This window comes from Acidobacteriaceae bacterium, assembly GCA_028283655.1.
GTDB lineage: Bacteria > Acidobacteriota > Terriglobia > Terriglobales > Acidobacteriaceae > Granulicella.
Map to the genome: position 1 here is coordinate 1,793,174 of JAPWKE010000003.1, position 22,105 is coordinate 1,815,278.

The window sequence follows — 22,105 nt, forward strand, 5'->3', positions numbered from 1 at the left end:
TGGTGTTGATTGTACGATATAGCGTACGCTTGACCGCCTAAATAGGGCAAAGAGGTCGTGTCCGGAAGCGCACGCGGCTTGAGATTGATTTGGCTTACGTGCGAGCCGTTCACGTCCAGTCCACAAATTGCCGAAATCGGCAAAGCACCCACGCGTGCAGTACGAATATAGTCCACAGTACAGACCGCGACTGGCTTGCAGTAGAGCTCAGGTCAGGTCAGATTCGCGGGATCGATTGCGCCATAGCCTTCATCCAATTCGTGATAGAGCACGGACATACGCGATGTCGCAAACAGCGGTTCACATGGAGGAATCGAGAATGCAAGCACAGACGCCACCACCCCCTAATCCCCGCATGGGACAAGCGACGGTTACGGTCGTTTCTCATGACACTACCGATGACGCTGGAGATCCAATAACATACATCTCCACTCCAAATCCAGAGGTCACCTCCGCTATTGTTGCCCTTCCCCCAGGAGGAAAGACGGATTGGATGACGCATCCCTGCCCCGGATATCTTTATGTGCTGGAGGGCGAATTGACCGTCGAGTTTGAAGACGGACATCATCTCATCTTCAAAACCGGCCAAGCGTTCATGCAAGCCCGTACGAAATGGCATCGTGGCATCAATTCCGGTAAGGGCCAGATGCGTTTCCTCGCCGTGTTCTATGGTGCAAAAGGGATGCCGCAAGTATTGAATCCACCTCACGGCCCCGCCGCATCTCGGCCTTAGTTCCACTTCGGTTCGTCGTCAATTGGAGTCTGTTTAGCGACAACCGCTCTATATACGCAAAGCCGGGCGGCTGGCACCGCTGGCATGAGAGGAGATAAAACGGAATGATCTTACGACGCTTTGAGGTTCCGGGGCTAGCGCACTATTCATACCTGATTGCATCTGACGGACACGCTGTCGTCGTCGATCCACAACGTGATGTCGCTCTTTATATGGATTTCGCCAGAGCAAAAGGTTTGAGGATCGATCATGTAGTGGAGACCCACATTCACGCGGATTACGCGTCCGGGGCACCGGCTCTGGCCGGGGCAACAAGCGCGACTCTTTGGCTGAGCGGTCACGATATAGACGAGCAATTCGAATATGCAATGCCGCATTCGGAAGTCAGAGACGGCAACGAAGTGCTTTTCGGAAAGTTAAAACTGGTTGCAGTTCACACTCCTGGACACACGCCAGAGCATCTGAGTTTCCTTTTGTATGAGCGACAGGGATGCGGCCAGCCACTCGGCATTTTGAGTGGTGACTTTCTTTTGATCGGCTCATTGGGGCGGCCAGATTTGCTCGGCGAATCGGAGAAGCAAGCTCTTGCCGCGCAATTGTTCCATAGTGCGCAGACCAGGATCGCGGACGTGCCCGATGGGACCATCGTCTATCCAGGTCACGGAGCAGGTTCGTTGTGCGGCGTAGGAATCGCCGAGCGCCCAGAGTCAACGGTTGGATATGAACGGCAATGCAACCCGTTCATGATTCCCAGCACACAGGACTCCTTTGTTTCGAAGATTCTTGGGTCGGTGCCACAGTTTCCTCCCTACTACAAACGAATGAAAGAGCTGAACTCGAAGGGATTCCCAACTCTGGACCAGCTCCCCGGTGGCGTTTCCCTGACGGCTGCCGAGACGCTTAAAGAACTGGAGCTAGGAGCGTTGATGCTGGACGTGAGAAGTGCAGACGCTTTTGGAGGAGTTCATATACCCGGATCATTCAATATCGGAGCTGGCCCCAACCTTTCCCTTTGGGCGGGGTGGGTCCTTCCCTATGAAGGTAAAATCCTGCTCGTGGGCGACGATTCTTCCGGCGATCTCCTTGATGTTCGGAAGTCGCTGATCCGTGTGGGCCATGACGAGACCTTTGGCTATCTCCGGGGTGGAATCAATGCTTGGATAGCCGCGGGCCTTGAGCAAGCGCATCTTCCCCAAATCTCTGTAGGTGAGTTGCAGAAAGCTGCCCTCAGTGGGGAGTTCGTACTCGATGTGAGGAGCCCAGCCGAATGGAAATCTGCGCATATAGCATCGGCTGTTCACATTCCTCTTGGAGACTTGTCGGAACGAATCGATGAGATACCGCGCGATGCCACGATCCACGTTATCTGTGGGAGTGGCTATCGATCAAGCATCGCCTGCAGCATCCTTCAGAGGGCATCACTTCCGGAAATTCGCAACACAATGGGCGGCATGGCTGCGTGGTTCGCTCAAAAATTGCCAACGATTCCGGGCTGATTGGCGGCCGATGGCACCCGAGAGAAAGGACGTAAAGCATATGCTTGTCATCAACACGATCGGCGCGATATTCCTGGGTGTCGCGGTAGGAACTATTTCTGGACTTGTAGGGATCGGCGGCGGAGCATTTCTGATCCCGGCGTTGGTTGCGTTTTATGGGATGTCGCAGTTACGTGCTCAGGGCACATCGATCGCGATCCTGCTTCTACCAATTGGCGTGTTGGCGTTTTGGAAGTATCAGAAGGCAGGTCACGTTGACTTTCGCATCGCACTCCTCGTGGCCGTCGGATTCATGCTCGGCGGCTGGATTGGGGGCTCCGTGGCTCAACAACTGCCCCCTTTGGTGATGCGGAGAACGTTTGCCGTTCTCATGATGCTGCTGGCACTTCGGATGGGCTTCTCTCGATAGCGTTCGTGCGTACGCTAAAATACATGTGTGCTGACGAGAGGCTTTCCCACCGAAGTGAAGCAAGGGTTTATCACCTTCTGACGTTCAGCATGCGTCGATTCACAATCGGGTTATTGTCTTCAAGCGAACTGGCTTCGAGCGCAGGCCCTCGCCTTGCAGTCGCCATGTACATTCTCCTCCTCTCTCCGCCGTCATGGTCTGGCAGGGACGGGAGCAAGATCTTTGCTCAAGCACCCATCGCTCAGATGGCGCACAAGGCATGGTTCGTTAGAGATGGAGCGCCGAGCAACGTTAGAGATACTGCGATTGGACCGGATGGGCTATTGTGGCTCGCTACCGACACAGGATTATTCCGCTTCGATGGCGATACGTTTCATCATTACGTCCCGACTGCTGGATACTCCCTCCTTTCTCAGCGACTTATCTGTGTTACCCCGGGCCCAGACGGCAGTATGTGGGTCTCATATGCATTTGGTGGCGTCAGCAAGATACAGGGGGGCGTCGTCACGAACTTCTCGACTGATGAAGGACTTGGAACCGGACAGATCAGGTCGATTGAAGTGGATCAGAAAGGCACAATCTGGCTAGGCGGCACAGATGGCTTGTTTTTACTCGTCAACAACCGGATACAGCGTGTGGGTACATCCCTTGGCTTTCCACAGCAGCCGGTGTTTAGGCTTGCAGTCGACCCTGCCAACAATTTATGGGTTTCCACCCTCGGGAAGGTCATGGTCCGGATCGCCGGGGAGCGGCGATTCCAAATCGCTACGACGATTCGTGGAAGCGGAATCATTCATTGCTGGCCTGTCTCACCGAAAGGGGCGCGCTGTTTCGATCCTTTTGGCGAACAGTTCCACCTCCAGATCGCGAACGGAAGGGTTATTCGTTTCCAAGACAGCAAAGTACCCGGCTTCCATTCGTTTCTTTCAGCACAGGACGGCTCTTTATGGCTATCGACGGACAACCAGGGCATTCTCCGCCTTCCGTCGCCGACCAGTTCGGTTGGAGTGAAGGTCAACCAGTATGAGCAATACGCTGCACAACAAGGGCTCAGTTCTAACCACGCCATCGTTCCAGTACAGGACAAGGAAGGAAGTATATGGGTCAGCACGGACCAGGGACTTGATCAGTTTCGCAGCTACTCCGTGCGCTCAATGAAACTGGAGTCAGATTGGAGTGCGCTGAATAAACGTCCAGGGAGCGGGACAGTCGTAATTGCTGCGAACCGACTTTTCGACGTTTCGGCAACTCAAGTCCATGCCATGACTACTTCAATTTCTCCACAGATACGGAGTCTCTACGGTGCCGTGGACGGAAGTATCTGGGTTGGTACTGAGTATTCTCTCTGCCACATAGTAGGCGATCGGATACTGCAGCAGCCACTGCCGCACGACTTGGGTAGTCCACTACGAAGTATTCAAACCATCACAGAGGACTCGAGGCACAATCTTTGGATCTCGATCGTACGCAATGGCGTGTACCGCCTGAGCGGCCAGCTGTGGCTCCGCAATGGCGGATACAGTGAACTCCCAAGCGAACCGGCCGTCAGTTCAGGGAAGGATTCTACGGGCAGTGTGTGGTTCGGCTATCTTGACGGCACGGCCGTCAGCATTTCTCCGAGTGGTAAAGTGACGCGCTATGGGGGATCGCAAGGGCCGAATGTCGGCACGATCAAGGTGTTTGGGCGGGATGGCTCGGATGTTTTGGTCGGCGGTGACAAAGGCATCGCCATCCTGCATGCTGGAAAGTTTCATCAGTTAATCACTGCTGACGGCTCCAGCTTCGAGGGGGTAACGGGTATTGTCCTTTCCTCTGCGAAGGAACTATGGATGAATAGCAGCCGGGGAATCATTCGAGTTCCCGCTGCTAGTTACGCGCAAGCGAGGACCAATCCAAAAGCTCATCTGGAATTCCAGATCTTCGATTACCGCGACGGAGTTCAGGGGGCCCCGACTCCGATCGGCGGCTTGGGATCCGCAGTTGAAGGCAATGATGGCACGCTATATTTCCTTGACGGAGATCACCTCAACTGGATTGCCCCCTCTACCGTCCTTCACAATCCGATTTCTCCGCCCGTCATGATCGTCAAGTTGGATTCGAACGCGGCCAGTTGGCGGTGGCCGCGTGCAGTCGAATTGCAGCCGAATCCTGAGAATGTCCGGGTCACCTTCCAGGCGGGAAGTCTGCGCATTCCTAGCAGGGTCAGGTTTCGATATTTTCTGGAGAACTATGACAATACCTGGATTGACGGTGGGAATCGTCATGAAGCGGTGTACTCGAAGCTTCCTCCCGGCCACTATGTGTTCCACGTGACGGCGTGCAACGACGATGGTCTATGGAATGAGGTCGGCGCTACGCTGACGATTACAGTTCTTCCTACATTGACGCAGCGCACAATGTTCCGAATATTTCTGGGCATCTTGCTTTTGGCTGCGACGTTTTTAGTAGTGCATCTCCGTCTGACGCGGGCTCGGCGGATGGTGGCGGCCCAGATGTACGAGATCTTCGACGAGCGTCAAAGGATTGCGAGGGATCTCCACGATACCTTGCTACAAAGCGTGCAGGCTCTGATTTTCAAATTCTCTGTGATAACGCAGAAAATGCCGATGAGCGACCCAAACAGAGCACTTCTCGATCTAACCCTTGATCAGGCTGATTTGGTGTTGTTAGACGGACGACGAATGGTGGCCAACCTCCATACTTCGGAGCTTGAGACCGTTGCGTTGGTTGAAAGCCTACGCAGTGTAGGCGAGGAGCTTGAAGAGCTTCACCGTATCGACTTTCATCTTGATGCTCAAGGCGTGGAGCGAAGTATGGATAGTGTCGTCGTCCGTGAAATCTTAGCGTTTGGACGAGAAGCGTTGACGAACGCATTCCGCCATTCTGAAGGTCGAAATGTCTGGCTCTCCCTCCTGGCCACGTCGAAGGGCGTATTGCTCCGGGTGAAAGACGATGGCCTTGGGATCCACCCGACAATCTTGCAAAAGGGCAAACGCGAAGGCCATTTCGGGTTGCAGAATATGCGCGATCGCGCGAAACGGCTGGGAGGCCGGTGTACGGTCATCAGCAGCGCCGGCGAGGGTAGCACGATCGAGCTGAATATTCCGGCGTACCTTGCCTATACCGATGCTGCCAACGGGATATGGAGTCGCATCCGCCGAGCTTGGAAGTCGTAAAGGAATGTGGCTGCACAGAATTAGGATGTGGCCCCTCCTGGCCATGCGCACTGAATGTTCACGGCTGACATCGCAACAACGATATAGGAAAGGAACAAGCCTGATGCATGAGCCGATCATCAAACCTTTTGAAAGAGTCGAACTCGTGGATTCCGTGCATGGAATCCATGAGCAAGTCGCGGCTTTCGTCAGATCGTTTACATCGGCTGCCTGGCGTCATCGTCAGGCTGATGGTGCATGGTCTCCATCAGAGATCGTTGAACATCTGCTTTTGGTAGAAGAGGAACTTCTCTCTGCCGTTCAAGAGCGATGCGGAGACGATCCTTGTTTGGACTGGGCGAAGGTCACCCATGGGAAAGAATTATTACTACGTAGGTTTTTGCCAAACGCCGGAAGGGCCCAAGCAAGTGACAGTACCTCACGCTTTTTGGGAATCAGTCAAGGGGAGGCTCTTTCGCAATTGGCACGAAGTGAGCGACGGTTGGAGGAGCAACTGGCTGTTTGGGCAAACCTTCCACTGAAGGCCATTGTTTGGAACCATACGGGCTTCGGCCCTCTGAGTGGGTATCACTGGCTGCTTTATATTCCCCTTCATTCGGAGCGGCACCTGAATCAACTGAGGCAGCGTTACCCCATCGCTGGCCAAGCGTCAGGGCTGCTTGAAAATGATCGTGGTATGTGATCGCACATCCGCGATAAGCCATTGCACATCCGCAGCTCAGTAAATGAGAGTGGTTTGGTCAGCTGGTGGCTCTTCATCCCAAAAGCGCCGAGTTCTGCCAAGAGAACCTCTGTCACTCAGTCTAGTTTCTAGCTACATGGGGCAGATTCCGATGGGTCGTTCTGTGCAAGCCGCTCGATTTGGTTTCCTGGGCACATGGCAACTCTCACGTGAAATTCGATGAGGCTTCGACTCGGGGCAATCTTATCGTGAGCAATGAGCGGGCCGATGCAGCGGCCACAGCAAGAGAAGAGAGATGAATATGAGTGATTTACGTGATCGTGAGTACACGCAGCGATGGCTTCCTGGCGTACCAGTGGAATATGTGGCCCTCGGAGTCGGCGGTCCGAAGGTTCGCTATATTCGGGTTGGGCAAGGGCCCGCTCTCGTTCTGATGCACACCGTTCGTACGCAGTTAGACATCTTCCAGCGTGTAATCCCAAAACTCGCACAACATTTCACGGTGTATGCGTTCGACTATCCGGGCTTTGGTTGGTCTGAAATTGTTCCCGGAGGAGACTATCGGGAGCCTGCATTCCGTCAGCATGTTGTTAACTTTGTCGAACGTCTCAACCTCCGCGATGTCACCTTAGCTGGCGAATCGATGGGCGCCACGCTGGCCCTGACCGCTGCATCTGCGTTGGGAAACAGAGTCACGCGTGTCGTCGCATTCAACACCTACGATTACTTTCCCGGTCTCGAACGAGCTAATTTCCTCGCGTGGTTCATCATCAAGTGGGTGCGCGCACCGTTCGTGGGACCGGTGTTCGCCGCGCTTGAGAACAGGATGATTCTGAAAGGCATTATGAGCGGTGGGGTCTATGACCCGTCCACGTTGCCACCGGACTTCATCGATGAATTGGATCGCGTCGGCAAGCGTAAAGGCTACTCGAAGGTAGCCCGGGCTGTGTACAAGAGTCTTTCGAGCTATGTTGCAGCCAAGGCTCTTTACGGAAAGCTGAAAGTGCCCGTGGTGATGGTGTATGGAGATCATGATTGGTCGCGTCCCTCCGACCGCTCAGCCTCGATCGCCAAGATTCCTGGAGCCGCACAGGTTGAGCTGCTGAACACAGGTCATTTCGCTTCAATGGAGGATCCTGATCAGTTTGCCCAGATTCTGATCGATTCGAAATCCGTATCCGGCGACTGAGCAAGCGCGCTCAAGCGGCAGTAAAGCGCACTATGGAGCAACAGTTTGAGCGGAACACTCAGGAGATCGCTATGCCGATGATCGATGTTTATGCTGCGAAGGACCTATTTCCCAAAGGAAGCGAGCGCGATCTGGGCCAAGCGTTAACGTTTGCACTACTTCGCGCTGAGGGTGTGAGAGATCCTGGGCCTACTCACCTAAACAACACTGGGGTATATCTCCACCGAATGGAGCCCAATACCGTGCAGACTGCCGCCTCGCCTTCGGCGCGAACAGTCCGCGTCCAAGTCGTTACGCCTCCCGCCGCTTTGACCCGAGAGGGCCAAAAGCAATTGGTCAAGGAAGCAACCGAGATCGTGACGAAGTTCTCTGGCGATCCGACGCAGGCCGGTCGCACGTGGGTCTTGCTGACGGAAGCCGCTGAGGGCGGCTGGGGGATTGCGGGGATCGCATTTGGCCGCGAAGAGTTCGCCGCTTTAGCAGCAAACTCATCCACTGAACACAAGGCTTGAAGGAGCGAAGTTTGTTCATGCAGAAGCACATCTGGTTTGCGGGACGATTCTCCCCGATTAGGATCAGGTCGACGACGCGACGGACCGTTGATATCAGGGGATTGGTCTTTTCCACTTTATTCTTGTCTGCCTCGTGCATCGCCCAGCCCGGGAACGTGGCGGCGATGGCTCAGTCGCCCGATGACAATGCCGACGCAATCCTGCGAAGGGCCATGGCAGATCGAGGGATTCCTGGGATGCAAGCCGCCGTGGTTAAGGATGGCAAAGTCGTATTTCTCCGATCCTACGGCGAAGCAAATCTTCAGACACCCGTACCTGTCTCCAACGCGACCGTCTTCTCGATCAACTCCATAACTAAAGCTTTCACGGGAGTGGCGATTATGCAGGAGGTTGAAAAGGGAAAGCTCGACTTGTCGGCTCCGATTTCGACTTATCTGCCAAACATTCCGCCCAGTTGGGGCGCTGTGACTGTCCGGCAGCTCGCCGGACAGATCTCGGGGCTCCCAGATATCTTTTCGTATGGCGGAGATGACACTGACAAGATGGGGCTTATCCATGAGGATAAGGCGTGGCAGTGGGCTCTCGCTCAGCCACCATCTCCCCGTGGAGAAAAGGAGTATTACAACCAGACGAATCTGGCTCTGGCGCAGCGAATTGTAGATCGATTGGAGGGCCTCCCGCCGGACACTCCTATCATTGGCAACGAGCTATCCATCGCAGGCATGACAGCTACAAGCTTTGGAGCGTCGCCCGAAGTTACCAAAAATAAAAGCGGCGAGTATGTCTACGAGTACGATGGGCTTGCACACGATGGAGTTCTTCATAACGAAGTATTCTTCTTTGGGCCCATGATGCGGGCCAGCTCAGGCCTAAATAGCTCAGTGGGCGACATGACGCGATGGATGCTTTCCATCCTCAACGGAAAGCAGTTAAGTAAGGCTTCATTGCGAACCCTTTGGACACCTGCCCTGCTGAACAATGGAACGCCAAGTTCATTCGCGGTTGGTTGGGGTGTCGATAAGAAAGACGGCTACTTCAAGGTCGGCATGATTGGCGGAGAGCGCGCGGCGGTCTACCTGTATCCGGAACTGAACGCTGGAGTTGTCATTCTGACGAATTTGCGAGGTGCAAATCCCGAAGAGTTTGCGGATGAGATCGCCGCTCTCTTCGTGCCGGGGATCAAGCTGAGTGCGGTGCAGGAACTGCGGGCCGAGGCGGAGCGCTCTAACTTCGTAGATTTGGAGGCGGTGTTCGCCCGGATCAAGGCAGAACACAACCGACCCAACTATGACGAGCAGGAGCTAAGACGATGGGCCCAGAGCCTGCAATGGAGTGGAGGCCACTCCGCAAGAGCAGTAGTTGTCTCGCAGTTTCTGGTCGCTCTGTTCCCTGAAAGCAAGGATGCGCTTGCGGTGCTTGCGAGGGCCTACACCGCGAACGCTCAGCCAGAAGAAGCTAACCGTACCTACCGACTCCTACTCATCAAAGACCCCGGAAATCAAGAAGCCCGAGCTTACTTGAAGTTGCCGTAGTTCACGCCTTGTGAGGAATCCTACGAATTGGACTTTGTCACTCTCGTGGGGAAAGGTGCAGGAAGGGCGAACGATCCTGTTGCGAAACTCACGGAACGTTATTTTGCGGGACCGATTCCTGACGATAAGCCGACTTATGAGGACTATTGATCTCCCCTGAGATTCGAGTACGGCTACTTCGGTAGGATTGGATCATGGAGCGCGATTGGAATTTGCACTATGCAAGATGGGTCATCGACGACGGTGAGCCAGAGTTACATGTCGGCGAAGAGTTTGATTGGTTCGCGGTCAGCTTCTGGTCTGACGCACCGCTCATGCATTCTACAGAAAACACGAGGAGCGCAGTTCCGATCGCCGATGGCCGTTATCGCGTGAATGCAGAGGTCATCTACATCTCGCAAGACGCGAATCTACCAGCACTCATTATCGATTTCGGTATCAGAGCGGTGTGCGACGGAGCAAGTCTGCTTCCCGATGGATGCGTGGAGGCCGATTACATAAGCGGTGAGATAAGCCTAGACTTGCCTCTCTGCACTGCGCCTCACCCCTACGACCTTTCTCATCGATGGCGTGCCAATGAGATTCTTGCCGACCTGACGCCCTTCGTTCTGAGTTCACACGGTCGCGTGTACGTACGGGATAGCTCACATATCCGTTACGAGACCGTTGCTGGTACGGATTCTGTGAAAGCTAGCTCGTATCTTCTGAAATGTAGCCTGCTTACGACTTGAGTCGAGACGTCTTCACTTTACTCGTGCAAGTGTCACTACCGATAAATGGGATGAGCAGGCCCTCCGAAGGAGGAGCAGACTGTTCCCATGAAGAAGCGGACGCAACACCTCATCGCGGAAGTACCCCGGAAGCGTGGCCAGGTAGAGCTGACGATCGGCATCGACCTGGGCGACGTTTGGAGCCATTACTGCACGCTCAACCAGCAAGGCGAAGTGATCGATCGAGGCCGCTTCAGGACGACGCCGAAGGCCATCGACAAGTGGTTTACCGATGTGCCTTATGCCCGCGTGGCGATGGAAGCGGGCGTGCATTCGATCTGGATCAGTGAACAACTTGAGCATCTAGGCCACGAGGTGATCGTCGCCAACGTGCGCGAACTGCGGGCGATCTCACGCAGCGACCGCAAGAGCGACGATGTCGATGCAGAGAAGCTGGCACGGTACGCTCGGCTCGATCCCGAGATCCTCCGGCCGATCTCCCATCGCACGGTCGAACAGCAGGAAGCCCTGACTCTGATCCGCGCCCGAGAACTTCTCGTTCGGCTGCGGACGGCCGCCATCAACGCAGTTCGTGGCTTGACCAAGGCGTGCGGCCACCGCATGCCCGCTTCGTCCACGAAGTGCTTCGCCCAGCGGGGTCAAGCTGCGATGCCGCCAGGGCTGAAGCTGGCACTCGATCCGATCCTTGCCCAGATCGCAGACATGACTCAGAAGATTAAACAGTACGACCGGGAGATCCAGCGCCTGACCCAGACCGAGTACGTCGAGACCCAGGCCATGATGACGATTCATGGAGTCGGTCACATCACCGCTCTTACCTTCGTGCTTACGCTCGGCGACAAGACGCGATTCGGTCGAAGTCGCGATGCGGGCTGCTACTTCGGGCTACGACCAAAACGCAGCCAGTCGGGCGAACGTGATCCGCAACTCGGCATCACCAAGGCTGGCAACGCCTATCTTCGAAGTCTACTGATCGAGTGCGCGAACCACATCCTGCGGCCGCATGGCCGAGACTCGGCGCTGCGGCAGTGGGGCCTGCACCTCGCAGCACGTGGCGGTAAGCAAGCGAAGAACAAGTCCGTCGTGGCAGTGGCTCGCAAGCTGGCCGTTCTGCTCCATCACCTCTGGACAACACAGCAGTCGTACGTGCCGTTCTACCAGCAGGCCGCATAGAGTTCACCCGTTGCATCGACACCGCGTTCCGATGACTGCGTCCGCGTTTTGGTCCTCTGAGACCGTCCGATAAATGGCAGCATCGACTCTCTTCTCGAACCCCAACCGGCACCGAGTCCAGAACACATACGGCTCATCAGAGTGCGAATACAAACCCGGTGGAGAGCAACATCAAACGCAACAGCAACAGCAACAGCAAAGACCCTGATAAGGAAAAGAATTGACAACTAGGACCTGCTCATACAAAACGCCGTTCTCGGAAGTGAGCGCCGCAGGCAATAAAGGGACAGAATGCAAAGAGGAGGAACTTGACTCTTTGCCGCGCAGCCGGCGAGCGAGGGCCGGAAGTAAAGCGGGAAGATGGTCGCAGGAAGAAACCGAAGGGGTGTCTTCCTGCGCAATTTAGGCGGCAAAAAAATGAGAGGCGGCAGGTTCGCCGCCCCTCGTCGAATGAGACGCTAGGCCGCTCTCTTGACCTTGGGTGCGGGTTTGGTGACAGGCTTAGGTTCCTTCTTTACCCTGGCCTTGGCTGCGAACTCCTGCTTTACCTTCTGGCCGATGGCCTCCGTGTCCACCTTGTACAGCGCGGCGGCATCCTTGAGGACATTGGTTCCGTTGTGGCGAGATGCGGCGAGCAGAATAGTCGCCTCGACGGTAAGCCGGGACAGCGCGCCTTCATCGGCACGGCGCATGAAGGCCAGTAACGTTTTTGCAATGCCTCCCTCATCGCGCTTTTGCCGGATGCCGTGCTGCCGTGCCAGTGTTTCGATGCGTGGCTCATCCAAGACGCCAATCAACTTCTCCAGCACGAAGAAGAGATCACGCTTGAGTAGCCGTACCGGAACGGCGGCGCCGATGGCAGACAGTACCCGGAGCCCGGTCGCATTGGCGATGGCTTGATCGCGCCGTTGCTTCTTGGCCTGACCGATCTTTTGTACCAGTTGGATTGTTAGTGTAGCGCAACGATTTCTGAGTTCAGATCGATGCACGATAAGGCGGTAAGAGGAGCTGGGAGCGAAGCGACCGGCTCCTCTTGCCGCCGAACAGTGGATGCTAGCCAGGCCTCTGGCGCCGGCGGTCTGTAGCCTAGTGATGAGTGCGGTCTGGCGGTGTTGTAATGCCTGCGCCAGCGTTCGGCCAGCACACGCAGTTCCTTCAGCGAGTAGAAGATCTCACCGTTCAGGAACTCATCTCTCATCTTCGAGTTGAAGCTTTCGCAGTAACCGTTCTCCCACGGTGAACCGGGTTCGATGTACATCGTCTTTGCTCCTGTCTTGGCCAGCCATGTACGTAGATCATGCGCCACGAACTCCGGTCCGTTGTCCGAGCGAAGATGCTCGGGCACGCCCTTGCTCACCATCACATCAGCCAGTGCTTCGATCACCTTCGCACTCGACCAGCGCCGCTCTACCTTTACGATGAGCGCCTCACGTGTGTGCTCGTCGATCAGGTTCAACGTACGCGCCGTCCTGCCGTCATGCGTTCGCACGCTGACGAAGTCGTAGCTCCACACATGGTTGCGATGCATCGGCCGCAGCCGCACACACGATCCATCGTTGAGCCACAGCCTACCGCGTGGCTTCTGCTTCTTCGGTACCTTCAGCCCCTCGCGACGCCAGATGCGCTCCACGCGATCCTTGCCCACCTTCCAGCCCGCATGCACCAGCAGCGCCGTGATGCGCCGGTAACCGTAGCGGCCATACTGGCCGGCCAGAACAACGATGGCTTGTGTGAGTTGATCTTCATCTTCGCGCTGTGTCGGTCGATAACGCTGCGTGCCGCGCGGTTGCTTCACCACACGACACGCCCAGCGCTCACTCATGCCCTTCTGCTGAGCATGATCCACCGCACAACGCCGTCGCTCAGGGCTTAGAAGTTTCCCTCCGCGATGTCCTTCAACACCAGCTTCTCCAGGCTCAGGTTCGCAACCAGGCGCTTCAGCTTCGAGTTCTCCTGCTCCAACTCCTTCAGCCGTTTCGCCTGGTCCACCTGCAGACCGCCGTACTCTTTGCGCCAGCGGTAGTACGTCTGCTCTGTGATCAACGCTTCCTTGCACGCAAGAACAGTCGTCTTGCCGTTCGCGATCCCTACTTCCACTTGCCGAAGCAGGTTCACCACCTGCTCAGCTGTATGCCGTTTCCTTGCCATAACCAGCTCCTTGTATCCAGTTCCAATGATTACAACTGGTACAAATCAAGCCGGGCAGACCAGTGAGCCGCCCCAAGGCGTCTGTGTCTCGCGCATACATATCCCCTCGTTCATCAGTGATTGTTGTCCTATTTTGCGAATATGAATAGGTGCGGATGGACTCTAGTTCATCATCGTCCTCGATGACTCGGCCTAATGCATCGAAAGCTCGATAGTGACCACGCATTCCGATCGTACTGGGGTTGCCTTCTGTCTCTAGCCAAGGTGTTCCAGTGTCGTCATAGCTAATGCTTGTGTAACGAGTAGCCGGGTCGTTATCCGCACCTAACTGAGAAGAGATCTCCCGAGTAAGACCATCAAAATTCTTTTTAAAGAATAAAGATGATGTTGGCGATGTGGTCGTAGTGACCGACATCCAAGTAGGAGAGGGATCGTGGTATGTCGTGGTAGCCGTGCCCCCATCGGGATTCGTCTTCTTGATGATCCTACCCAGGGCGTCATAGCTCAATAAGGTGGTAGCACCATTGGGATCAAGCACAGACGCCACCTGTCCCGTGCAAGAATAAAATGTGAAGAAAGTTGTCTGATTCTTCGAGTTGATTAGGCTGTTTGGAGATGAGAAGCGAGACTGGCCAGATGGCACAGGGCATTTTGCCGGGCTTTCAAACGTTCCTGAGTCCGAATAAACAGCACGCTGCCAATTACCTAGAGGATCAGTGATCTTCGTGACATTACCTGTATCATCGTACTCAAGCGTCGTTGTATAAGGGGTATTCCCGTTCCATCTGGAAATCGAAGTTATGTTCCCCACATTGCGACCTGTATCATGCTGCATGGCACCAGTCGCCGCTGGGCTAGCACCATCGTATCCATAAGTCGTTTTGAAACTACCATGCGAATCGGAAATGGTTTGAGCTGTGAGCAATTCCGGCCAAGTTGCCCCGCCTGGATAAGTTGATTCAATAACCTTTAGCACTGCTCCATCAAAATCTTGGATCGTTTCTTTCTTCACCAGAGGCGAGCCGTGCGTGACATTCGCATATTCGAACGTCTGGGTGCTTGTTGGGAATTGGTGGTGAGAGACAATAAGCCCGTCCGTGAGGACGGTACGCTTAGTGGTAGGCGCGTAGGCACTCGGATCATAGATAACTTCCGAAATCTGCAGGCCACGATTATCATCTCTGGTTACGATATCTGCGTCATAAGCCCCTACTGTCGCTAGCGCGAAGGTGTGATAATCATGCTTCCCAGATTCGTACAAGACTTCGTTTGAGCTGTTCTCGTAGATTTCACCCGCTAATGTTCCAAGAATCGGATGATATGAAGTCGTCTCGCTATTTCCATTACCGTCATAGGTGGTCTTTTCGTTGACCTGTCTCACGTCTACCGAACTGCAGGCCAATGTCGGATCGTATGTGGAGGTGGTGGTATATGCGTATTCTGTCCACCCTCCGGATGGATAACCAACTCTGAGAACCTCTTGCTCTACATCGTAGTCAATGCTATAAACTCGGTCATTTGCTCGATTTGTATCAGTAGGGATTGTCAACGTCTGACGATAAACATTGAATAGATCGGTAGAGATAAGCCGGTCCAAGGCAAATACATAGCCCGTATCTCCTATGTTGCAGTTATGCATGCCGAAGGTGGCTTGAGGACCTTTTTGCGCAAGCAACATTCCGCCACCTGTAATCTGCTGCGCGTTCCCATCTTCGTCGGTCCATGAAATCGTGTCATTCGCCCAAGAGATCAATATCTTTCGGCCGACTGTATCGGTAATTTCCGTGTGGTCCGGAAGCATCGAGTCCTGAGAACGAGTGTTCGCAAAGGATATTACGTTACCATTACGATCAACTATCTTAGTGGGCAACAGGGAAAAAAGCGTATCGGCGGGACTTGTGGTGAAGTAATATCTCGTTCCATCTTCAAGCGTGACGATAGGGTGGTAAACATCTGTCAGATCCATGTAGGCATCTAGCCCAGGACCCTGTATTCCATTTACAGCCGCTGGTCTAGAGTACGCCGTTCCGCCTTGACCATAGACGCTTGCTACGCCGTATGAATCCACGCAGCCAGCAATCATGCCACTAAATCCTGCTACTCGACCATCCGGGGCCGTAAAGCGTGGTGACTCCTGACACGTAACTCCGTTTAGGGAGCCGTTTGGGGGGGGAACCCACAGGAAAACTAAGCTAGGGAGAGTGAGGCGTCCGGATGCGAAACCAGGTACTTCCGAGTCCCAATCCCACTCAGGTCCAGACCAACCCCCATCGCCTTCATCGGGATCGGAATACTGATAGAGTTTGGTGTCCTTTTGATACTGAAGGTCCAAGTCCATACCACCCCTTCCCTTCAAGTGAAGGAGAGGGATCGTGATATTCAGATTACCGTTACCGAGGTTGATGTTCTCTCGGGTTCCATCCATGGGTGCAAAGGGTGGAACTCCGCGCTCGACCATAGGGTCGAGCGACGTTGCATAGCTTTGAGCTTGTATCGTGGTGGCAGCAATACAGATAAACAACAGGCCGAGTGAAAGGATTGAAATGAAAGTTTTCATGCTAGTTATTACCGGCGGGATCCCACAGTTCTGCAGGTAGATTTTGATAGAGCTTCACGTCCGTGATCGTGAGGACGCGCTCCATAGATTCGGAGATGGTTTCAACGATCCTTTGTGGGTACATAAAACCGTTCTGACTTTTATATGAAGCAAACGTTCGTTTGATTATTCGGAACTGGTTGGAATTAGTTCGGCCGATGCCGCAGGTTCGAATCTCCAATGGCTGTTTGCTCCTAGGATCGAGGAAGAATTCGGTCTCAGATGTGCGGCCACTGAGGCGATGGGGGACGAACAGCTCAGTGAAGCTGCGCCCATCGGCTGCTAATACGGGCGGGCGAGTCACATGAAAGCTTCTCAAATATTCGGTGCTCTCTTCGTCCTTGTTTTCTAATTCAGGAGAAGTGAGAAGAACTTCAGATGTAGGAGCAGTGATATCGGAAACGAAAGGCAGGAACGAATACTGATTCCAGATAACCTCGGCGGGGACGCGCTGAATACCGACTGCGGATACAACATATCCTGTGGCATCTTTCACTAGGAAGCTGCGTGGATCGGGCCCACCACTTATATCAATGCGGAAGCGACGTTGGCCCTCGAAGTACAGCCTAACGCTCCTTTGAACTCCATTTAGGCTCGTAAGCTTACCATCAACTTCTATTCCTAAGGCGAGGGCGGATTGGGTCCATCCCAATTCCGTCCGTATCATGTCTATCCTCTTGGACGTGTCGGAGGCGCTCAGCAGCTTTGCTTTTGGAATTCGGTAGCCCTCCGACGCCCGCAATTCTGGCTCGCAACGCTCTAAGCCTTGAGCCCAGATCGCGGCTGGGGTTGAAAAAGCTAAAAAAAGCGCAAGATCACGAAAATTCATGGCAAACCCCGGCGGATAAGGTTCTTGGCCGTGCGCGAATGCACCAGCCCTCACCTAGGAGAATAGAGTGTGACTTTGGTCACTATCTCCATCGGTACCAAGTTTGTCAAATGAAAACTTTGGTATAGGTTCTCAGATCAGCTTCGTTTATGCATAAAGCCTCATCTCTCGAGAGCAAGCAAAGCTGCGATGTTGGCGTGGTGTCGGGTTCCCAGTACCTGTACCGAAGTTCCCGCACCTGGCTGCGCCTTCGATAGACAGCCTTGGTAGACCTTGAGCATGGAGCTAACCACCAAGTGTCCCTCCGAGTGGTTTGCCCGGCATGATTTTGATCGACCTCGTTATATTTAAACCAATTTAGATGTTAGTCTTCGGCCAAAACTGACCTTGAATAAGGGGAGCGTTTGGATGAGGAAGAAGCGTTTTAGTGTGGAGCAGATCGTTGGTGTGTTGAAGCAGTCTGAGCTTGGTGTTCCAGTGGCTGAGGTGATCCGTAAGGCTGGGATCAGCGAGCAGACTAGCTGCGCAGACCACCAGACCTACTGCCGTTGGTGAGCGCGGCAATCGACTCGAATAAACAGTTTCCGTCTAAATGGATATTTGAAGGATAGAGCGCCGCAGGCCATAAAGGGGAAAATCCAGAAGGGGGAACGTCTTCTGGCGCGCGACCGGAGAGCGCGGGCCGGTGACTGCCGGAAACGGGTGCAGGGAGAAACCGAGCGGGTTTCTTCCTCCCGCGTGGAAAGCGCGAACGACGAAGAGGCCGCAGGTTCGCTGGCCTCTCCGATGTCTATTTTACGCGGCTTTCCTGAGCTTTGAAACCGCTTGGCTTGATGGCTTTGCTTCCTTCTTCGCTTTGGCTTTCGCTGCGAACTCGGCCTTGGCCTTCTGCGCGATGGCATCGATGTCCACCTTGTAAAGAGCGGCTGCTTCCTTGCGCACACTCGGCGTATTGGAGCGAGACGCGGCCAACACGATGGTCAACTCGACCACAGTGCGAGAGAGTGTGCTTTCGTCGGCACGGCGGAGATAGGCGAGAAACAGCTTGTCGATGTTCTCGGTATCCCTCGACCGTCTGATGCCATGCTGTTTGGCAAGGGCTTCAAGGCGCGGTCAATTGCGACGCGACGAACAGCAGATCACGCTTCATCAGGCGCACCGGAACGGCGGCGCTGATGGCAGCAAGAACGCGTAACCCGGTCGCATTGGCGATGGCTTGCTCTCTGCGCTGCTTCTCCTGCTCGGCCTTCCAACCTTGCCTCGTCGCGGTCGTCGCGCTGCGGCTTCGGGTGGTGAACCGGGCAAGCGGAATTTGTGCAGACCCTGCGCAACGTGCCGACTTCGCTTCCATCAGTCACGATGGCTTCGGTGGTGAAGTTGCACGACTTGAACTCAGGCCGCTTCGCCTCGTCCTTGTCGGCTGGCTTCTCCGCGCGAATCTCTGTGTACTTGTTGCGCGGCAACGTCACGCTACCTTCCCGACTGCTGCCCATAGGCTGTGCTGATTTGCGCGAGCTTGGGACGTTCCGCGATGGTCTTGGCGACGTGCGCCGCAGCCTTCGACTGGTAGCAGGTTGGGTCTGTGCAGGAATCGAGCTTGCCCCTGATGTCCGAAAACAGGAGCTTGTTGTGTCCGGTGCTCTTGGGGCAATCAACACAGCTTCCCGCTACTGGCACAAGCTGCGCGTTACGCTTGTCGAACGGCGCATCCTTGAGTGCGAGGACGATGTTGTATCAATCCAGAATTGCAGGTTACGGACGGGCAACAGGACGCGGGTGGGCTTGCTGCCTCCGTTGTAAACCTCCTTGAAGCAAACGGACAATGCCTGTTCCTGCTCGACTGGTTGCAGCTTCGCCAGCAAGAGAGCATGCCCCACGCCGATTTCTCGGCATAGAACGCCTCGACCACAACCCGCGGACGGTCTACGAGCTTAAGACGCTGGGCCACAAACGCCGGTGTCTTGCCCACTCGCACTGCTATCTGCTCAATGCAGTATTTCGGCTCCTCCAAGTCAACAACGCACGGAAGCTGTAATTGTGAAAGCGGCTCATGGCCGTGAGGTAATTGGTGAGGGCTTCTGAGTGTCCGGCCTCCAACTGTTCAATCAGTAGCTTGATGTTGGCGGCGATGAGTTCCTGTTTGGTGGAGGGCTTCTTGCCGTCGATGGCGGTGACATTGGTGGTGGCCTTGCTGCTCATTGTGTTTGCTCCTTTGGTCGGCTTTGGCTTTTGCACTTACCGCGTTGAAACGCGGCATGTACATGCCGAACGCCACCTGGCGAAGGCGGGGGTAGCAAACGGAAAGGTCTTCGAGCGAAGCTTTTTGGGGGACCGCGCGCAGCGTGGGGGAGCCAAAACCCGAAGGGCGAATGGCCTTGGAGAGCGCGGGGGCAGCGCCCCCGAGGGAAAGTCTGGTTACCGCATTCCGTGCGCGTCAGCGCACAGAGATGACAGGGTGGGCGTTGCGGGAGGGAAAGTCCCGCAGAGGAGGGTGGCGGAAGACGCGCAGCGTCTGGAGACAGGGAGGAGCATCATCCTCCCTCCACAGGAGACATTTCTCTTTTGCTGGTGTCCAATCGTAGTGATCACGGACACGATTCGGAGACACCTTCTATGGGGCGAGTGCGGCTACTTGGTGAAGATAGGAAAGCGATGGGTAGGCTGCTGGCACTGCGAGGGATTGCTGCCCTTTTGCCTTGATGGCATTGCTGACTGCTGGAGCGCAGCCTATCCGCCAGACGAAATTGGTCACGATCTACACACTTCCCCAACACCGACCAGCGGCCTCCGACGCCACAAGTCCGCCGTCTCATTAACCAACTCGGGAGCCCCGATCCAGTCATTGCTGAAGGCGCGGAATATGCACTCCTCAAACCTTTGTCCAGAGATCGAGCCACAGCTCCGATATGCCTTTGGCGAAGAGTTCAGGAAGCTACCACCGCCGCTTCCGAAATCGTTCTTGATGGAACATGGCTGCGTTGGCGGCGGAGGGTTTGGTGGTGCCCAGCCTGCCGAACGTCAGCCGCATCCGATCTATGCGTCCCTCGCCGCATTGCTGGAGCGGCGTAGTGAGCTTCGCTACAGCAGCCCACCGTTCACTCCCGCAACATTCCTTATTTCAAATCCAACGGAACGAAAGTGATCGCAGGATTCGAGGGCAATTTCGGGAACTTCGACTTCAGACCGGTGAAGGGATGCCAAGGGAAGGATTATGGAAGAGTCTTCAAGAGTTCGGCAGGCTTCACCAAGGGCCAAAGCCAGCTTGCAAATAATATGGCTGCCCCAGTGAGATGACCCATCATACCGATGGCTACGATCTCCGATTACAGGGTTCGAAAGCTATCCTGTGGGATGAAGTCTTGAATCGATGCTACAGTGCGAATATGCCTTGATGCTGGTCCACACTTTGTACCCGACCGCTTTGAAAACGGTGAGTCCTTTGAGTTCGAAAGGGCCTTGACTCAAGACATAATGACGACTCGCTCGTCTATGCCTGCAGTGCCAACGTGTATGTCTAGGTTGTTAGGGAGCTGCAAGCGTGATGAGGTCTTGCTGTCTGGCAGGATAGCGAATGCGATGAAGTGCATGCCTATAAGTATTTGCGATAGCCGCTCGTAGTCTCTTGCAAGTCTTTGGAAGGGAGCTGCCGGGCCGCAGGAGCATTCGACAACCATCGTCCAGACGGTAAGACGATGCCTCGTGTGGCCATGGGGCCGACTGAGTCGGATCTGGTGCTGTTGGGCGGTTTCGACGGCGTTCGACGTGATAGGCGCTCATCGACTTGGGCACGTCTTCCCTAGTCGACTGGTGTAATCGTCAGTGCAAGCAGATGGCCCAGGGTGTCGACCGTGATATGCACTTCGATCCCTTGCGCCGCTTGTCCCAATCGTAGTCTGCACGTGCTCCACACCCGAGCGTGGGCGGCACAGTTGGTTCGCTAAAATCCAACCGTCGCATCTGCGTACTTCATACCTTCCGAAGGAACTCTAGGAGACCTTGGAAAATTTCCAGGTTCGCCGCTCGCAGGCTTCGCATCGCCATGGAAACAAATGAACCACGCTCAGAATGTATCGTTCGATAATTCCGATTCTGTGACTTCTACGGAGAGTTTTAGTGCCACAATGACGACAAGACCTCATGGGTACCTCCGAAGTTCGCGGTCACGTCAATCACAACCCGTGCGCTCTTACTTTCGCATCGGACTGCCCTTCGCTTCATCAACGATAGTATCTTATTCGTTGATGTCACGCAAGTAGACGACTACTTGCTCGGGTTGCGTGGGTGTATTCGGCGGCGAGGAGAACTCTTTCTGTCACGCCATCCTACTTCGGCGTGTCCAGTTTAAAGTTTGCAGCTGCGACACCCATACAAATAACGCTATCATAGGTCATGAATCACTGGTACCGCCCACTGGGATTCGATGTTGAACTCTTTGCTCTTCGAAACTAACGCATAGTGGCGACCACCCCTTGAATGATTGGGTGGTGAGTTGTAACGCGGACGCAGATCCGAGCCCCTCAGCGTGGTGTTCCGTTCCCTGAAGATCAGACTTCCCCGCACCAATCCGATCTTCAAGCAATCCGTTATGTGTTGCCTTTCGGTATCTGTTTCGACAGATTTGATCCAGCAAGAGAGGCGGTGCTACTGACAAGACGAGCAATGCGCCGGCCAACAAGACCAGAGTTGAGAACATACCTACCTCCACGATCAAAATCTTGACCACGGTCAGCATGGGCGCGCCGTATCAACAGACAATGAACTGATCGTTGTTTTTCGATAGAACTTCGAATTAGGGGTGAGGGGTTTCTGACCTCCGGACCACTGTATGACCCAAGGCGGCATGGTGTGCCGTAGGATTCGGCATAAATTACGCGTCAAAGATGTATGACTCTCGCCCCG

16 protein-coding genes and 3 pseudogenes are annotated in these 22,105 nt (G+C 54.7%); 11 read left to right on the plus strand and 8 right to left on the minus strand.

Annotation, left to right across the window (positions count from 1 at the left end; translation table 11 throughout):
* Positions 1–355 precede the first annotated feature (355 nt).
* From PW792_10385 to PW792_10430, 10 genes are all read left to right on the plus strand, one after another.
* A complete protein-coding gene (locus PW792_10385; GenBank protein ID MDE1162337.1) occupies positions 356–733 on the plus strand; it encodes a cupin domain-containing protein in 378 nt (125 codons plus the stop codon).
* 104 nt (positions 734–837) lie between these two features.
* Entirely contained in the window at positions 838–2,229 is a 1,392-nt protein-coding gene (locus PW792_10390) for a rhodanese-like domain-containing protein (GenBank protein ID MDE1162338.1), read from the plus strand.
* Positions 2,230–2,269: 40 nt separating this feature from the next.
* A complete protein-coding gene (locus tag PW792_10395) occupies positions 2,270–2,638 on the plus strand; it encodes a sulfite exporter TauE/SafE family protein (protein MDE1162339.1) in 369 nt (122 codons plus the stop codon).
* A gap of 452 nt (positions 2,639–3,090) precedes the next feature.
* The gene (locus tag PW792_10400) at positions 3,091–5,814 is read left to right on the plus strand and encodes a triple tyrosine motif-containing protein (GenBank protein ID MDE1162340.1); all 2,724 of its coding nucleotides are present in this window, start codon (positions 3,091–3,093) and stop codon (positions 5,812–5,814) included.
* A gap of 103 nt (positions 5,815–5,917) precedes the next feature.
* Positions 5,918–6,496 carry a DinB family protein gene (locus PW792_10405; GenBank protein MDE1162341.1) on the plus strand — a complete coding sequence of 193 codons (579 nt, stop codon included), beginning with the start codon at positions 5,918–5,920 and terminating at the stop codon, positions 6,494–6,496.
* A gap of 301 nt (positions 6,497–6,797) precedes the next feature.
* Complete coding sequence (locus tag PW792_10410; protein ID MDE1162342.1) at positions 6,798–7,685, plus strand: alpha/beta hydrolase; 888 nt, start codon at positions 6,798–6,800, stop codon at positions 7,683–7,685.
* 356 nt (positions 7,686–8,041) lie between these two features.
* Positions 8,042–8,197, plus strand: coding sequence for a hypothetical protein (locus PW792_10415; protein MDE1162343.1), 156 nt, complete (start codon positions 8,042–8,044; stop codon positions 8,195–8,197).
* A 17-nt stretch (positions 8,198–8,214) separates the two neighbouring features.
* The gene (locus tag PW792_10420; GenBank protein MDE1162344.1) at positions 8,215–9,729 is read left to right on the plus strand and encodes a serine hydrolase; all 1,515 of its coding nucleotides are present in this window, start codon (positions 8,215–8,217) and stop codon (positions 9,727–9,729) included.
* Between the two features lie 194 nt (positions 9,730–9,923).
* On the plus strand, positions 9,924–10,460 hold the full coding sequence (locus tag PW792_10425) for a hypothetical protein (protein ID MDE1162345.1): 537 nt from the start codon (positions 9,924–9,926) through the stop codon (positions 10,458–10,460).
* Positions 10,461–10,547: 87 nt separating this feature from the next.
* Complete coding sequence (locus PW792_10430; GenBank protein MDE1162346.1) at positions 10,548–11,633, plus strand: IS110 family transposase; 1,086 nt, start codon at positions 10,548–10,550, stop codon at positions 11,631–11,633.
* Positions 11,634–12,091: 458 nt separating this feature from the next.
* Here PW792_10430 and PW792_10435 read toward each other — a convergent pair whose 3' ends face one another.
* From PW792_10435 to PW792_10450, 4 genes are all read right to left on the minus strand, one after another.
* Complete coding sequence (locus PW792_10435; protein ID MDE1162347.1) at positions 12,092–12,622, minus strand: hypothetical protein; 531 nt, start codon at positions 12,620–12,622, stop codon at positions 12,092–12,094.
* Positions 12,583–13,781 (minus strand): IS3 family transposase gene (locus tag PW792_10440; protein ID MDE1162348.1). Its coding sequence is split into 2 segments (ribosomal slippage): positions 12,583–13,517 and positions 13,517–13,781, totalling 1,200 coding nucleotides; the frame shifts between segments, so codons are not numbered across the junction. The genes PW792_10435 and PW792_10440 overlap by 40 nt, the downstream gene beginning before the upstream one ends.
* Positions 13,756–16,338 carry a hypothetical protein gene (locus PW792_10445; GenBank protein ID MDE1162349.1) on the minus strand — a complete coding sequence of 861 codons (2,583 nt, stop codon included), beginning with the start codon at positions 16,336–16,338 and terminating at the stop codon, positions 13,756–13,758. The genes PW792_10440 and PW792_10445 overlap by 26 nt, the downstream gene beginning before the upstream one ends.
* Before the next feature lies 1 nt (position 16,339).
* Positions 16,340–17,206: a hypothetical protein gene (locus tag PW792_10450; GenBank protein ID MDE1162350.1), complete on the minus strand. Its 867-nt coding sequence runs from the start codon at positions 17,204–17,206 to the stop codon at positions 16,340–16,342.
* Between the two features lie 408 nt (positions 17,207–17,614).
* Between PW792_10450 and PW792_10455 the strand changes: the two are divergent.
* Positions 17,615–17,725, plus strand: a pseudogene (locus tag PW792_10455) (transposase).
* Between the two features lie 276 nt (positions 17,726–18,001).
* Here PW792_10455 and PW792_10460 read toward each other — a convergent pair.
* The 4 genes and pseudogenes from PW792_10460 to PW792_10475 form a co-directional block, all read right to left on the minus strand.
* Positions 18,002–18,199, minus strand: a complete 198-nt coding sequence (locus PW792_10460; protein MDE1162351.1) for a hypothetical protein — start codon at positions 18,197–18,199, stop codon at positions 18,002–18,004.
* A gap of 109 nt (positions 18,200–18,308) precedes the next feature.
* Positions 18,309–18,557, minus strand: a complete 249-nt coding sequence (locus PW792_10465; GenBank protein ID MDE1162352.1) for a hypothetical protein — start codon at positions 18,555–18,557, stop codon at positions 18,309–18,311.
* A 662-nt stretch (positions 18,558–19,219) separates the two neighbouring features.
* Positions 19,220–19,405: pseudogene (locus PW792_10470) on the minus strand (DUF1738 domain-containing protein).
* A gap of 1,600 nt (positions 19,406–21,005) precedes the next feature.
* Positions 21,006–21,112 (minus strand): annotated as a pseudogene (locus PW792_10475) (IS5/IS1182 family transposase).
* Positions 21,113–22,105 lie beyond the last annotated feature (993 nt).